The organism is Marinobacter litoralis (assembly GCF_016427555.1).
Lineage (GTDB): Bacteria > Pseudomonadota > Gammaproteobacteria > Pseudomonadales > Oleiphilaceae > Marinobacter > Marinobacter litoralis_A.
In genome coordinates this window covers 1570960-1585177 of record NZ_JAELVS010000001.1, presented here as the reverse complement: position 1 = coordinate 1585177, position 14218 = coordinate 1570960, and the positions used below count along the sequence as shown (strand labels likewise).

Here is a 14218-nt window from a genome sequence, read left to right as displayed (position 1 = left end):
AAACCTTTTTTGCCACGGAAGGACACGGAAAAATGAAAAACAACAGAAAGTTAGTGCTTGGTGACTTTGTTGTCTTTTAGTGTGTAGACAGCGCCGGTATGCTCGCAGGTGGTTTCCGCTTCACCGGTTACGGGCAGGTCAAGCTGTTCGCCGAATTCGCTCATCCAGCCGATTTGTTTGGCTGGCACGCCAACCATCAGGGCGTAGGCGGGTACGTCTTTGTTTACCACTGCACCGGCGCCGACAAAGGCGAATTCGCCTACGGTTACGCCGCACACGATGGTGCAGTTGGCGCCGAGTGTTGCGCCCTTTTTAACCAGGGTGTCACGGTATTCGTCTTTGCGCTCTATGAGTGAGCGGGGGTTGTATACGTTGGTGAATACCATGCTGGGGCCACAGAATACGCCTTCTTCCAGGTGCACGTTGTCGTATACGGAGACGTTGTTCTGGATTTTGCAGTTGTCGCCTATGGTGACCTTGTTTCCGATAAACACGTTCTGGCCCATGGAGACGTTTTTGCCGATTCTGGCCCCACCGCATACATGCACGAAGTGCCATACGCGGGAGCCATCACCTATCTGGGCACCTTCGTCTACTATGGCGCTAGGGTGGATACTTACGGCCATAAAAACTCCTTTTTTTGCTACGAAACCCACCAAATGACACGTAAAGAAAACTGACTGGCCACGGACACTCACAGACCCTCACTGACAAAAAGCGTTAGGCTGTTGTCCGTGAACTTCCGTGAGTGTCCGTGGCAAAAAAGTCTTTATCTATTTTCGTGTTCTTTCGTGGATTTAGTGGCAAACGTATTAAGTATTACTGCTTCAGGAACGGATGGTAATCACCGGTCAATCCAGCCGGGGTTGTATTGCGAATATGAGACACCGTCTCGATAGCCACTCGGTTCTCTTCCAGGCCAAAGCCGCGCCCCGCCAGGATTTCTTCGTAGCTGCGGGTATGCAGGTCGGTAAAGCCGCCGGAGAATTCGATTTCTTCGCCATCCACAGTGATGGAGCGGAACGTACGCTGGCCCTGGGCTTTGGCGCTGTCTGGCACGTATTTGTAATCTACTGACAGGAACCAGCGCACGCGAGCTTTTTCATATTCCAGGTAGCCGGCGGCCATGGTGTCGTCGCTGTAGTGCACCACATTGTCTTGCAGCTCGCCAAAGATGAAATGCAGCATGTCGTAGAAATGCACGCCGATATTCGTCGCAATGCCACCAGACTTCTTGTTGTCGCCTTTCCAGGACTGCAAATACCAATGGCCACGAGAGGTGATGTAAGTCAGGTCAACCTCGTGCTTGGTGTCGCGGTTTTCCCCCTGCACTTTTTCACGCAGGGCAATGATCGAGGGGTGAACGCGCAGCTGAAGAATGGTGTTTACCTTCCGCCCGGTGTCTTTTTCAATGTCGATCAGGCCATCGATGTTCCAAGGGTTCAGCACCAGCGGCTTTTCGCAGATGGCATCGGCGCCCGCACGCAGGGCGAAGCGCATGTGGCTGTCGTGCAGGTAGTTTGGTGAGCAGATAGACATGTAATCGACAGCTTGGCCACCGTTCGCTCTGCGAAGCTTGTCGATGTGACGATCAAAACGCTCGAATTCGGTAAAGAAATCGGCATCAGGGAAGTAGCTGTCGATGATGCCTACGGAGTCGTTTTTGTCCAATGCCGCGACCAGATCGTTGCCGGTGTCTTTGATAGCTTTCATGTGACGTGGTGCGATGTAACCGGCTGCGCCGATTAGTGCAAACTTTCTCATATGATCTCCATTTCCTTGATAAGAGTCAGCAGGACTGGTTTAGTAAAACTCGTAAAATTCTTAGCGCATTTAACGATGAGAACGTCCTTGCACTCAGGTTCCTGCCTTAAGCACTTCGTTGTAAACCTTGGTTAACTGCTCCGCGACCGCCTTCCCGGAGAAACGGTCTCTTGCACGGCTGGCAATTTCTTCGGGGTCATAGCTATTGATATTGCGACTAACCTGGACCATCGCTTCTGCCAGAGCGGCCGGCTGCTTTGTGGGCACCAGCAAACCATCCCCTTCAGTGACAATACATTCTGGCCCGCCACATCGCGTGGCAATAACCGGCAATCCAGCCATCAGGGCTTCTGCGGCTGCCACCCCGAAGGTTTCGTAGTGACTGGAGATAACCATTACATCAACTTCTTTCAGCAGTGCCGGCACTTCACTTGGCGGGATAAGACCCGGGAAGCGAACGCGATCCGCAATGCCCAGCTCGTTCGCTAGCTGTTCCAGTTCTGACCGTATTGGGCCATTACCGGCCAGCCATAATTCACCCTCTACTACCCCTTTCCCTACTGCTTGCTGAAAAGCGCGAAGAAGATCCTTCTGGCCTTTGTTCTCGGTCATCAGCGCAAGACTCAAATATCTCACTGGACGGTCAACCAGATCCGAACAGTCAGGTTTCCCAAATCTGTCTGCCACAACATTCGGTATCCATTTCCAGGCAACGTCCGAAGCTGCCAACTCCTTTCCAAGCAAGTCCCCCAAAGCAGGACTCACTGCTATACAAGAACTAGCCGCCTTGGCGGCATCAGAAGCCAGCCGTAACTGCCAGCGCATATAGATATTTCGCGCAAACGCACTACTGTGCTCTGTCAACACAACCGGGATGTTCCATTCCTGCCCGAGCTTTACCGCCGCCGCCCCACCCAAAATTGCCGAGTGAGCGTGGATAATATCCGGCTTACCATGTTCACGAACGTAGTCAGCCATCAACTTGTGTGCAACGCGCGTAAACAGCCAGTAGTTTCCATAGGGCATGCGAGGCAATGCAGCGAGCACCTCTTTTCGATAAGTCGGCATGCCTGCATCGTTTTCGAAATACGGGAACCCTGCCTTCTGAGGCAGACCAACTAAAGCACGCAGTGACTTCATTTGAGGAGAGATCACTCCTACTTTATGCCCACAATTTAGAAGCGCTAAGGCTTGGTCTCGGAAGAAGACGCCACTGACATCACTTGGGGTTCTGGGGTACCAGGAGGGGAGAAAAATTACATGCACTTAATTCAGCCCAGGGTCACTAAAAATGGATTTTGAATCAAACACCAAATTCAAAAGACAAGAATCTTTCCAAATAACACCAACAACAAACTACTTGAAACTGGCTTCAAAAATAAATCTACCTACCTTAATAATTTTTGTAGGCAACAAAACCCTGATCAGACAACGAACCCGGGCTCGCCAGGAAATGTCATATTCCCTAAGCTGGCTTAACGCGTACCACCGATAACCTGAAGATATATTCCGAAGAATAGCACCAACTATTTTTCTCTCAACAAAAAGCTTTAGATGCCGCCTTTCTCGCTCGTTAACGATTTCATGTTCGAACTCTATCAGACCAACGCATTTACTCGGGGTGTGCTTTTTTTCTATTCTTGATTTTGTATTATTTTCTGAATCAACAAAATAAGTCGCTACAACTTCATTCACATAGGCTAACGAAGATTTCAATGCTATCAAGCCCCAAACGTATTGATCCTCTCCGTAAACCTCACCAACCGGAAACCAAATATCTTCTCGGAAAAACAACTGTCTTGGCACAACAACTGCCGAAGACCATACAAAACCATCAACCGAATAGATAGCTTCAAAAAAACCTCTCGACAGGCGCTGGCCATTTATGAAACAAGGGGGAAGTACGATATCACGCATCCATACTCCATCGTTCCGTACTTGCCGGTGTCCTGCCCCGTACATCCCACACCCAGGGTTCGCCTTTATCAGGTCGCGCATTTTTTCCAAATAATCTCTTTCCCAAACGTCATCAGCGTCAAGAAAAGCAATAAATTCATGTTTGGCTTCGACTACCCCCCTATTCCGAGCACTGGATACGCCACTGTTAGTCTGGCTAACGACCCTTATCCTCGAGTCCCCCAGAGAGTTAACTACTGAAACGCTGCCGTCAGTTGAGCCATCATCAACAACAAGAACCTCAAACTCCTCAAATGTTTGCTGTAAAACTGATGTAAGTGTATTTTTTACGTGGGCTTCTTTATTGTATAGAGGAATAACAACGGAGAACATCAGCGCTCCAAATTTTCTTTTAAATAATTCAATGCTTTCGCTCTCTCACGATCAAGAATAGAATTGACCCTTAACCAATCGATATCTCGATCTATAAGACTCTTAGTTCGCTCCAGGCTCGGATTCAAGACAAGCCTATCCTGCAAGTCGAACATCTTGAGAAGAGATGTGAATCTTGACATTCCTCGCCTCTCATTCCCTAAAGCAATAAATGGTTTATTATTCAGGATGGAAAAAACGGTACCGTGAAACGAATCTGTAACAACAAACTCAGCATCTTGAAATCCTTTTAACCATTGAGTGGGGCAAGGATATTTAAACAACTCCACATTCTCATCCGTTACCTCTTCTTCGACCAATCTTTTTTCAGGCATTACTTCAAAAGGTTTTAAAGCAAAGTAATCACTCAATTCCTGAACAAAATTATCACTTTGCGCACTCCTGTCCAGAATATAAACTTTTAAATTTCCCGTGGAGCTCTTAACCTGCGCCTTTTCCGTCAGCGTTCTGTATGCTTCAGCACCTAGCAACATTGTTGGATCGATAACGTGTAGTGCGTCAGACCTTCCAAGATATTCTCGAACTAGATCCACCCCGTCATCTTCTCTAACACTAACGGCATCAAACATCGCCAATAATCTTTTAAACTCTTTAGTCTGCTTCTCAGTAAACTCCCACTTATCAACCCCAAAAGATGCTGCATATGAAATTCTTGTCACATCATTTGCATTCTTCACAAAATCAAGGAAGTAATTTGGCATAAACGGCGAGTATCTCGGCCTCCAGCACTGATCACTGCCAACAACATATGCGCCTATTCCCTCATTCAGGAGCTCCCTCATCCCTCTTTGAGTATTTATCAAGCTGGTGAGCTCAGGTATGTAGCGAGAGCGAAACACTATGGTATTCTCTGAAATCAACAACTTTTGATCTTCAGTTACGATTTGTTTTGAGCTCGTGTTAACTTGTCGATTCAGTATGAAGCTTTTAAGCTTTGAAAGTCTTCGCCTGATCGGGTTGACCTTGGCTGCCTGCCTATTAACGATTATTGGATTAAAGCCCAAGGACCGTATCGTTGTTTTGAGCGCATAGGCTTGAAGCAAGCCTCCATAGTTGTCATGTAAAGGTTGTGTGAGGATTGCGACTTTCTTCATTATTCTGAAACCTTCTTAATTAGGCACCAGACTGCCCTCGAATACTTTCTCAAGCCCAACTTTCGGAGCAACTGGCGGCAGATATGCTCCAACGCTGCGGCCTGGAGCACTGCGCCGTAGTTGTGGGTTGAGTATTGGAAGTTCAGGATTCCGACTTTTTTCATTAGAGATGCCAAACAATAAATTTATTGGCCTACGCGACCATTTTAAAACTTCATCACCGCTTTAAGCTTGCGCTTGACGAAAGAAAGCGCCCTACGAACAAACGAACGTCCCTGGCGAGAATACCCGGAATAAACCGGCTTCATAGCGCTCAGATAAACAGAGAGTTCGCCCCTCGTTTTCGCATTCAAAAACGATTCATGCGAAAGGGCCCTCAGCTCGGTCCTTAACCGCTGCCGCTTCATTTCATGGCGCGGGCTCAAGGTTTTGGCTGGCCCTGTTCGTTTGGCCGGGACCCAAGCCTTAGCGATTTGTTCGCGGTAAATTCGGTAACCTATCGCAACCTTCCTGTGCCGCAACCCCGCATCCTGAGACTCCACGGCCTTTTCGACACCCAGGTCATCCATATCTAAACGCCCCTCAGTACGGGCATTAACAATCAGCTGCCGGATGTCTTGATTTCTGGTCACCACAACGTTGGTGCCATAGCTGTCCTGCACATACTCCGGCAACCAGGCATCGCCCAGCACCACATCGGCGGTTTCGGCGAACACGTCATCACAGAAATCACAAGCCTTGTACTTGAACGCGCCAGCGCCCCAGTCGGCGCAGAACAGTTAGTGCAACGAGCATATCTCAGTGCTGTACCAACACGTCATCTAAACTGTACTTTTCAGACTGCGCTACTGAAAATTCATCTTTAAGGTTTCCTACAGCAATCATCATTATCAACCGCTCATTTTCAGGAATCCCGGCAGCTGCCATCAGCTTTTGTTCTTTCGTGTACGCCATGCACGTATTTAATGGGCAAGAACCAAGGCCCGCGGCATGAATTGCCAGCATCAAATTCATTGAAACCAGTCCACCATCTACAAACAATTGGTTATGCTCGTGTCGTGTAAATGCTTTCAGGTTACCTGTGACGATAATCAGTTTATCGATGCATTCAGTGAAGCCCGCGTTGCCATTCTGATATGACAACAGCTCTGCCATCTTAGTCTTATCATCATAATAGTGTATGAACCAGCCTTGCCTGTTACACACAGAAGGCGCCTTGAGGCTTGCCGCAATCGCCGACGTCAATAGTGTTGGGTCAACAGGGGTACGATCAAAATCTCTAACGCTATGCCGAAACGATAAAAACTTATCAAACTTCTCAACCGACCAGTCATCCCATTGGCTTTTAACCAGAAACTTTAAACCGCCTTTTCCTTCTGGGGCAGCCGCTTCAACGAATGCGTCCATTTCGTTGATAAACCCTGGCTCAAAAAGCTCCTCCTTACCTCGATGCAACTCACGATATTGCCGAAGTGTATCGCGAACGATCTGGCCGACATCCTGACCGCCAAGTGATTCATAGGTTTTGGTTCTAGCTATGAGGTCTTTGATCTTAGGCTGGCCGAATGCCTCTCTCGGATTAGGCAACGCCATACCTTTCTCAACAATATGACAGTGCTTGATGAGGTAGTACCTTAGTTGTGCGAGATCTCTGTCAGGCTTTCGTTCGCTGAAAGAGTTTCGAGCGTGAAGATTGAAACTTTTTACTGCCGAAATCCACTCAACGAGAAGCGGTTTGGTACGGCCAACAACTGCCAAGATAACTCTTTTGATCAATTTCACTCTACGACCCGTGATATCAATTTGTCTTAGGTTTTCTGTTAAAGATCAAGCGAAGGCTTGTGAATAGCTCAACTAGATCCTCTCTTGCGGGCTTGATTATTAGACACATACACAGATAAACGACCACACATGCAGGCACAAAGACAAGAAGGCCTATTACAGGATAGGCCACTTCAACAAAGCTTCTAGTCCAAACCATAACAGCCATAGTCAATATGGCGCAGCCCAATGCGGGGAAAATTGGCTTACTGAACTCCCAGAAAGACAATGGAAGGAATCGGCTTGAATAATACAAAAAGACGGGAAGTCTAATTAGCAATCCGGAAAGCGAAAAGGCGAGCACGATTCCGAATACCCCCCAATAACTTCCGATCAGCAATGCGACCACAGTAATGACCAGGCTGTGGAGCTTTGATGCCATCATTGCTCTAGCCTCACCTACCGCTATCAACGCTACGGCAATCAAACCAGCAAGTGGCTGAATAAAGGAGTACACCGCCAGTAACCTGAACAAGGGAATGGCTTCAGTCCATGAGGGCCCCAAAAAAAGAAAAACTATCCAATCAGCAAAGAGCGCCATGGTCACAGTAATGAGCGTTGACACCAACGCCAGCTTACCCATCAAAGACCTCATTGTCCTATTTAGCTTCTCTGGGTTATCAGCTATCCGAGCAACTGTGGGCTGAAGCACATTAATAATTGGTGGCAATAGCTGAGACGATGGTATCGATGTCAGCATATTCGCTCTGTTATAAAGACCCAGAGGCTGAGACCCGCCGATATAACCAATGGCAAACGGTGTAACGTTACTTGCCATATACCCAATAAAATTAGCCCCGGTCAAATTCGCCCCAAATCCCAACAGAGGCCGCACGCCGGAACCTCGGCTCATCATCGACGGAATCCAGCGGGCACTCAACCAGCGCATTACGGTTTTTGTTGCAAAGGTGGTAATGGGGCTGATCACAAGCGCCCAGTATTCAAGGCCGCCCAAGGCTGCGGCTATGCCGGCGGTAATGCCTGCCGCCATGGACACAATGTCGATCACCGAGATCGCTTTAAAGCGCATCTGCCGGCGCAACAGAGCATCGTGTTGTACGGATAGCCCACCAATCAGGAAGGTCAGGCTCATGGCGGCCATAACTAATGTCAGGCGGGGTTCGTCGTAGATAATGGCAACCAACGGCGAGATCAAGATACCCAGCAGGCACAGGGCCATGCCCAGGGCGCCGTTTACCCAGAAGAGGTTGGACACCTGAGCGTGGGTGATCTGGTCACGCTGGATGGTCGCCATGGATAGGCCGCCCTCCATAAACTGCAGAGCCAGACCGGTGAACACAGTGACCATGGCAATCAGGCCGAAGTCTGACGGCTGCAGCAAACGGGCCAGGATGGCCACGGAGCCCAGTTGCAGGATCAGTTTGATGCCCTGAGCGGCCAGGGTAATACCCGCGCTTTTTACGGCGCGTTCTTTCATACCGGTTTTGAGGTGATCGGCGTTGAAGAGTTGGTCTTTGGGGTTTGGCACGTTTTGGGGGTCGCTTGCTTTGGAGCTTGTCGCTGGCTTTGGGTGGGGGCTGACCTCGTAGGGTCAGACCCCTTTGTAGATTGCTAGTTGTGGGGGCGCGGGTCTTTTCGTGTTTTTTCGTGGCAAAAACCAGCCCTTCCCTACTCGGATTTGTAGGAGTAGTTGTAGTAGCCGTAATAGCCGTAGCTGGTCGCCGCTTTCTTCTCCATGGCGTTCAGGATGGTGCCCTTGAGAGTTACGCCACCGGTGGCCAGGCGGCTTTCGGCTATCTGGATTTCTTTCGGGGTGTTTTGCCCGAAGCGCACTACCATCAGTGTGGTGCCGCATTGTTTGCCGATGATGGCGGCGTCTGTTACCGCCAGGACCGGCGGGGTGTCTATGATCACCAGGTCAAAGTGTTCGCTCAGGTAATCCAGGAACTCGGTGAACCTGGCCTGCATGAGCAGTTCTGAGGGGTTGGGCGGGGCGCTGCCCCGGCTGACCCAGCTCAGGCCGTCTACTTCGGAGGTTTTGACGGCTTGCGCGAATTCCAGTTTGCCGGAGAGCACTTCTGAGAGGCCGTTGTGGGAATCCTGTTTGAAGGCTCCGTGTACGTGGCCTTTGCGCATGTCGCCGTCGACGACCACAACTTTCTGGCCGGCCTGGGCGCAGACGGCCGCCAGGTTAGCCGACATAAAGCTTTTGCCAATGCCGGGGCTGGGGCCGGTGATCACCAGGCGGTTGTTGCTGCCTTCCATCATGGCGAAGTGCAGTGAGGTTCGCAGGCCGCGGATGGCTTCTATGGACAGGTCTGCCGGATTGCGCATGGCCAGCAGGCCGCCTTTGGATTTACCTTTGCGCTTGCCGGCTCTCTTGCCTCTGACGCTGCGGCGATTTTCTTCCTCTGAAAGCGGAACCGTGGCATAAACCGGCAGGTCCAGCTCTTCCAGCTGTTCTGGCGATACGATGCCCCGGTTGAAGGCGGCACGCAGCAGTACGATGATCATGGCCAGCAGCAGGCCGCTCATGCCGGCTACGGCGACGATCAGGTTGCGTTTGGGGGCTACCTGGCCCTGTACCACGGCGTCGTCCAGTATGCGTACGTTACCCACGGTGCCGGCCCGGGCCAGGCGCAGTTCCTGCATGCGGTTGAGCAGTTGCACGTAGATTTCCTGGGTCACTTTTACATCGCGGCTCAGGCGCAGGATTTGCTGCTGGGTCTCCGGCAGGTTGCCGGTGCGCTCTTCCAGTCGGGCTTTTTCACGCAGCAGTTGTTCTTTCTTTTCCAGCAGGGAGCGGTACACCGGGTGGTTGGGGGTGAAGCGCCGGGCCAGTTCGGTTTCCTGCAATTGGAGTTCGTTCAAGCTGGCTTCAATGCTGACCAGGCTGTTGAGGGCGTTCTGGGTTTCAAAGCTTAAATCTATGCTGTCGCTTTGCAGGCGGTATTCGTTCAGGCGGTTTTCTGCTTCGTTTAGCTGCTCTCGAACCTTAGGGGCTTGTTCCTCCAAAAATTCCAGGCTTTTATCGGCCTCGGCAGCTTGGCGGGCGATGTTTTGAGTCAAGAACACTTCGGTGGTGGCGTTGAGGCTGGTCACCAGTTCACGCTGGTCAGGGCCAGTCAATTCCAATCGAAGCATGCCGGTGTCTTTACCCAAGGTGAGCGTTTCCAAACGATTCAACAAACCTCGAATAGCCGCAAGCCGACTTTTCTTCACAACGGTAAAGGTTGCGCCGGAAGGGGCGCTTAACTCACTGACAGTGAGCTCAATCCAGGGCTGATCTACGGTCAGCTTCTGGCCCACTATGCCCTGCCCCAAGGCATCCCCCTCGTTGGTTAACAAGGTATAGCGGCCATTTCCTTCCGACCGCAGGGTAAATTGCAAAGTTTGGCTATTGTGGCTTGTAACCCATTCACTTATGCGTAGCGTATCACCTGCCCATACATCTGCACTGCCCTCAGAAAAATCGGGCCGTCTGACCCCCTTACGTAATAGCCAATCACCGATGACCGGCCAGGTGTTGGGAATAATAGCGACATCCAGGTCGGTTTGATCGACCACTTGGCCAAGAATCAACCGGGAACGAAGGATTTCCACCTCTGTACTGGTGCTGGAGCCCTGTTCTCCAAGCAAGCTACCAACATCCGCTCCGCCAATGGTGCCCGATTTTTTTTCAATCTGCACCAACGCATCCGCCTTGTATTCAGGCGTTGCCAAAGTAGCGTAGATAAGACCAATCAGGGCGAGAATAACAGTAACAACAACAATAAAGATCTTATGATCCCATAGGCTGCCCAGTAGAAAACCAATATCAATTTCATCGTTATCTTGTGCGGTTTCGCGGGTACGCGTTGAAGCATTATTTGCTTGAGTCATTCGTCGCTCTTGCTGTTATTTCAATCGGGGAAGCCAGGCCTGTACGGCTTCTTCGAGTAGTTGATGTACGTGCACGAAAGCTTCGCGGCTTTTTTTAAAGGGGTCTGGAACGTCCGGCTTTCCCGGTAGCCAGTGGCCAAGCAGCATGGTTTTACCCGCGGCCGTTGGGTCCAGCGTGCGAACCTGGGCCCGCTGCCCTTCACTCATAACCAAAATAAGATCGGCTCGCCGCAAGTGGTCAGTCGTCACTTGCCTTGCACGATGCTGGCTGACATCCAGGCCTGCCTGCTCTGCCAGGCCAGCCGCCGTTGCGTCTGCCCCATGATCAACGAGTGCACCCAACCCTGCAGATTCAACGGTCTTTTCTGGCAGACTCTTTTTCAACAATGCTTCTGCAATCGGGCTACGACAAATGTTGCCCACGCAAAGCACCAATATATGATTAAACATGGGCTTAGGCTCAGTTAACGAGATTAAGGGCCCGGTCACCCAGGAAAAGGGCCGAGAAGGATGGCACCAACAACGATACTACACGGTTCCAGCGCGCCAGAGGGGCCGCAGTTACATAGACCATGTCGCGATTTTGCAGATTAAAACTGTCGGCCAACACCAGGGCTGTCGCGTCTTTCAGGTTGAGCTGATACATGTCGATTAAGTGTTCGCTCTCTGGTGAGGCGGTTTCCGAACGCCTTACAACGAACACTCCCGTCGCATCCGACTGGCGCTGGTCCAGGCCACCCACATTCGAAATCGCCTCAGCCAGGGTAAGACCATTTCGCCCCATCGGCAGGGTTTTCGTGGCGCCCACTTCGCCCAACACAAACACTTTCTGATCGTCACCCAGTGGAACGTTGATTACGTCGCCACTTTGAAGCAGAACGTTATGCAATTTGTTACCCTGCTCGTACACCGCTTTCAGCGATAACCGGTAATCCTTGCCATCTCGGGTAAGAGTAACGTTTCGCCAATCAGCACCAGCTGCCATATCTAACCCACCTGCCTGACTAATGGCATCTACTATCCGCGTCGGGACATTTGTAAGTGGATAAACACCTGGAGTTTCAACCGCCCCGCTTACGTAAACACGCTGGCTGCGAAAACCTGCCACAGAGACATCTACTTGTGGCGATTCAATATACTTTGAAAGCCGATTGGCGATTTCTTCGCGGATTTCCAGCGTCGTGAGCCCTGCCACATCCACATAGCCAATGTACGGGTAGTAGATAGTGCCGTTCTCATTTACCACGTTGCCCGATTCTTGTGAGCTGCGATTGGAACCGGCGGGTATGGTGAGTTCTGGATGATCCCATACCGTTACCTGAAGAACATCACCAATACCGATGCGGTATTCGTAGTCGCTATCTTCGCGGAGAAGTTCAGCGTTGGGTGCGGGCACTTCGGCTACTATAGCGTGGCGCAGAGTGTCGGGGCCAATACGACTGACATTCACTAAGCTCGTGATATCTTCTTCTTTAGGGCTTTCGTAATCGGCATTCCAGCCGCCAGTACTTATGTGTGAGCCAGGCGCGAAAGCGCAGCCTTGCAGAGCCAATAAAGCCAAAGGGATCAAAATCCTTAAAAACATAGTCGTGGTGCCGAGACAATTTTGGTTGTTTGGGGGACGATAATAACCGGAACTTTATTTTGTTGCATGTCTAGGGTGCTCGAAAGCAAACCCTAGAAGCGATAACGCCAACTCGCGCCGACAGACCATTGGTCTAATTCGCTGGCGGCCAGCTCGATTTTTTTATCGGTGCCGCGTACGTTGAGTTCCAGCCGGCCTCTGAGAAAATCCGTACTGTAGCCGAGGTTCAGAATGCCGACTTTCTGCTTGATCGTGGGGAGAAAATACTGCACTTCTGGATCTTTCATTGCGCTGCGCACGACACCGTCACTGCTTAACTCAGCAATGCTGATGATCGCCGAAAGGTTGTCGCCGTTATCAAAAAACTGGAAAGCACCCAGCGAAATAGCTTCTGCGTCGCCTTCAAAACTACTGGCCATATTACGGCCATAGTGACGATAGCCCGAGGTATAAGCTGCGTGATTGTAGGTCACATTAGGACGAGCCTCGCCGAGAAAATCGTCCGCTGTAGTATTGGTGTATTCCAGGAACCACTGCTGGTCTGAGTGGAGTATGCTGCTGGTCCAGTCCGAGCCCAACAACCAGGATTTTCTCGCCGGGAATGCACCTGCTTCATCTTCCCCCATCATTTGGGTGTAAAAACCCATGACTTGGTTTCCCAGAGCAATACCATAACGAATATCTATACTGCCGAGTTGGTTACCCGGATCTTGCCCTTCCCCTTGCTGCCCATTTTCTTTACCGATGAGAGCATCCCACAATGAAGAGCCGTTCTCAGGCCGACCTTCGCCACCGAACATAATGGCCCGCGAGAGGCCGACATCAAGGCCTTGTATGGGGCGGAATGTAACACGCATGCCAATGAGCTTTGGATCGTCAATCACTCGCTCATCCTGAAACTGACCGGCAAAGAGGGTAACATTCCAAGGGCCAATCCAGCTCAACCATGAGGATGCGGGTGCGATGTCTCGCTTTCGATTTAGCCACACAGCCGGAATGGGCCGCGCGTTGTTCGAAAGAATCAAGCTAGATTGCCAACCCGGCCCCCACCAGCGGTCTATGGCGCCCGCGCCAAACACCCAGTTGCCAACGGTTGCAGCGAGGTAGCTGCCATCGTAACGGTATTCTTCATCGTCTGTCGGGTTAGCGACAACCGAAGGGGATAGGCCAAGCGCCCAGTATTCGCCTTGCCATTGCAGATCTAGTGTTGCTTGCCCTTCTTCCTGGCGGCTATCGCCGAAGCCCTGAACTAAAGGCTGCTCGGAACTGCCTGCCAAGGTAATTTCGGCCCGGGTGCCACCGAAAAACTGCGCCTGCTGTTCGGCTTTCAAATAAGCCACGGCATCGGCTGTTGCGGTGACATCTGACGTGACACTGTCGTTGATATCTTTTGCCACGCTACTCCACATCACCGGCCAGGTAGAAACGGTTCGATCAAAATGTCCGCGGTCCGCCAGCTTTTGCAGTGCAAAACGGGCACGAGCATCGCCGGGTTCGATCCAAGGTGAGGCATAGGTGGCCGTGGCGGCAACAAGGCCGATCAGGCACGCTACCGCCCCACCGACCCGAGTCCAGTGCGTTAAGGGCATACGATTTACTTTTTCAGTGCAGGGAAAAAAGCCAAGAAAGGAAGGCCCTAACGTGATCCCTGTCAGGTTTTTGAAAAAAATTACTATTCCGAAGCGGTGGGGAATTCTACTAGAAGCTGCGTGACAAACAAGTGACAATTACTTTTGCATGCAAATAATCAACAGGTTACCAA

The 14218-nt window shown here is 50.9% G+C and carries 13 protein-coding genes; 1 reads left to right on the top strand and 12 read right to left on the bottom strand.

The window, feature by feature from the left end:
• Positions 1 to 50: 50 nt before the first annotated feature.
• The 8 genes from wbpD to JAO79_RS07300 form a co-directional block, all read right to left on the bottom strand.
• Positions 51 to 626: a UDP-2-acetamido-3-amino-2,3-dideoxy-D-glucuronate N-acetyltransferase gene (wbpD, locus tag JAO79_RS07335; protein ID WP_199006519.1), complete on the bottom strand. Its 576-nt coding sequence runs from the start codon at positions 624 to 626 to the stop codon at positions 51 to 53.
• 193 nt (positions 627 to 819) lie between these two features.
• Positions 820 to 1764, bottom strand: coding sequence for a Gfo/Idh/MocA family protein (locus JAO79_RS07330; protein WP_199006518.1), 945 nt, complete (start codon positions 1762 to 1764; stop codon positions 820 to 822).
• 93 nt (positions 1765 to 1857) lie between these two features.
• Complete coding sequence (locus JAO79_RS16505) at positions 1858 to 3030, bottom strand: glycosyltransferase (RefSeq protein WP_199006517.1); 1173 nt, start codon at positions 3028 to 3030, stop codon at positions 1858 to 1860.
• Between the two features lie 90 nt (positions 3031 to 3120).
• Positions 3121 to 4053 (bottom strand): glycosyltransferase family 2 protein, encoded by a 933-nt coding sequence (locus tag JAO79_RS07320; RefSeq protein ID WP_199006516.1) that lies wholly within the window; start codon positions 4051 to 4053, stop codon positions 3121 to 3123.
• Positions 4053 to 5207, bottom strand: a complete 1155-nt coding sequence (locus JAO79_RS07315; RefSeq protein WP_199006515.1) for a polysaccharide pyruvyl transferase family protein — start codon at positions 5205 to 5207, stop codon at positions 4053 to 4055. The genes JAO79_RS07320 and JAO79_RS07315 overlap by 1 nt, the downstream gene beginning before the upstream one ends.
• 206 nt (positions 5208 to 5413) lie before the next feature.
• Positions 5414 to 5986, bottom strand: a complete 573-nt coding sequence (locus JAO79_RS07310; RefSeq protein WP_227664462.1) for a Coenzyme F420 hydrogenase/dehydrogenase, beta subunit C-terminal domain — start codon at positions 5984 to 5986, stop codon at positions 5414 to 5416.
• 19 nt (positions 5987 to 6005) lie between these two features.
• Complete coding sequence (locus JAO79_RS07305) at positions 6006 to 6965, bottom strand: nitroreductase family protein (RefSeq protein ID WP_199006513.1); 960 nt, start codon at positions 6963 to 6965, stop codon at positions 6006 to 6008.
• 40 nt (positions 6966 to 7005) lie between these two features.
• The gene (locus JAO79_RS07300) at positions 7006 to 8466 is read right to left on the bottom strand and encodes a lipopolysaccharide biosynthesis protein (protein WP_227664461.1); all 1461 of its coding nucleotides are present in this window, start codon (positions 8464 to 8466) and stop codon (positions 7006 to 7008) included.
• Here JAO79_RS07300 and JAO79_RS16225 point away from each other — a divergent pair.
• Positions 8398 to 8604 carry a hypothetical protein gene (locus tag JAO79_RS16225; RefSeq protein WP_227664465.1) on the top strand — a complete coding sequence of 69 codons (207 nt, stop codon included), beginning with the start codon at positions 8398 to 8400 and terminating at the stop codon, positions 8602 to 8604. The two genes, JAO79_RS07300 and JAO79_RS16225, sit on opposite strands and share 69 nt — an antisense overlap.
• Before the next feature lie 53 nt (positions 8605 to 8657).
• Here the strand turns inward: JAO79_RS16225 and JAO79_RS07295 are convergent, their stop codons facing one another.
• From JAO79_RS07295 to JAO79_RS07280, 4 genes are all read right to left on the bottom strand, one after another.
• Complete coding sequence (locus JAO79_RS07295; RefSeq protein WP_199006511.1) at positions 8658 to 10871, bottom strand: polysaccharide biosynthesis tyrosine autokinase; 2214 nt, start codon at positions 10869 to 10871, stop codon at positions 8658 to 8660.
• A gap of 15 nt (positions 10872 to 10886) precedes the next feature.
• Entirely contained in the window at positions 10887 to 11321 is a 435-nt protein-coding gene (locus tag JAO79_RS07290) for a low molecular weight protein-tyrosine-phosphatase (protein ID WP_199006510.1), read from the bottom strand.
• 10 nt (positions 11322 to 11331) lie between these two features.
• On the bottom strand, positions 11332 to 12432 hold the full coding sequence (locus JAO79_RS07285; RefSeq protein ID WP_265091609.1) for a polysaccharide export protein: 1101 nt from the start codon (positions 12430 to 12432) through the stop codon (positions 11332 to 11334).
• 116 nt (positions 12433 to 12548) lie between these two features.
• A complete protein-coding gene (locus tag JAO79_RS07280; RefSeq protein WP_199006508.1) occupies positions 12549 to 14045 on the bottom strand; it encodes a capsule assembly Wzi family protein in 1497 nt (498 codons plus the stop codon).
• Positions 14046 to 14218 lie beyond the last annotated feature (173 nt).

Bases quoted from the DNA above. Each gene is read 5' to 3' on its own strand.
- wbpD (WP_199006519.1), bottom strand. From the start codon at position 626: ATGGCCGTAAGTATCCACCCTAGCGCCATAGTAGACGAAGGTGCCCAG.
- JAO79_RS07330 (WP_199006518.1), bottom strand. From the start codon at position 1,764: ATGAGAAAGTTTGCACTAATCGGCGCAGCCGGTTACATCGCACCACGT.
- JAO79_RS07320 (WP_199006516.1), bottom strand. From the start codon at position 4,053: ATGTTCTCCGTTGTTATTCCTCTATACAATAAAGAAGCCCACGTAAAA.
- JAO79_RS07315 (WP_199006515.1), bottom strand. From the start codon at position 5,207: ATGAAGAAAGTCGCAATCCTCACACAACCTTTACATGACAACTATGGA.
- JAO79_RS07300 (WP_227664461.1), bottom strand. From the start codon at position 8,466: ATGAAAGAACGCGCCGTAAAAAGCGCGGGTATTACCCTGGCCGCTCAG.
- JAO79_RS07295 (WP_199006511.1), bottom strand. From the start codon at position 10,871: ATGACTCAAGCAAATAATGCTTCAACGCGTACCCGCGAAACCGCACAA.
- JAO79_RS07290 (WP_199006510.1), bottom strand. From the start codon at position 11,321: ATGTTTAATCATATATTGGTGCTTTGCGTGGGCAACATTTGTCGTAGC.
- JAO79_RS07280 (WP_199006508.1), bottom strand. From the start codon at position 14,045: ATGCCCTTAACGCACTGGACTCGGGTCGGTGGGGCGGTAGCGTGCCTG.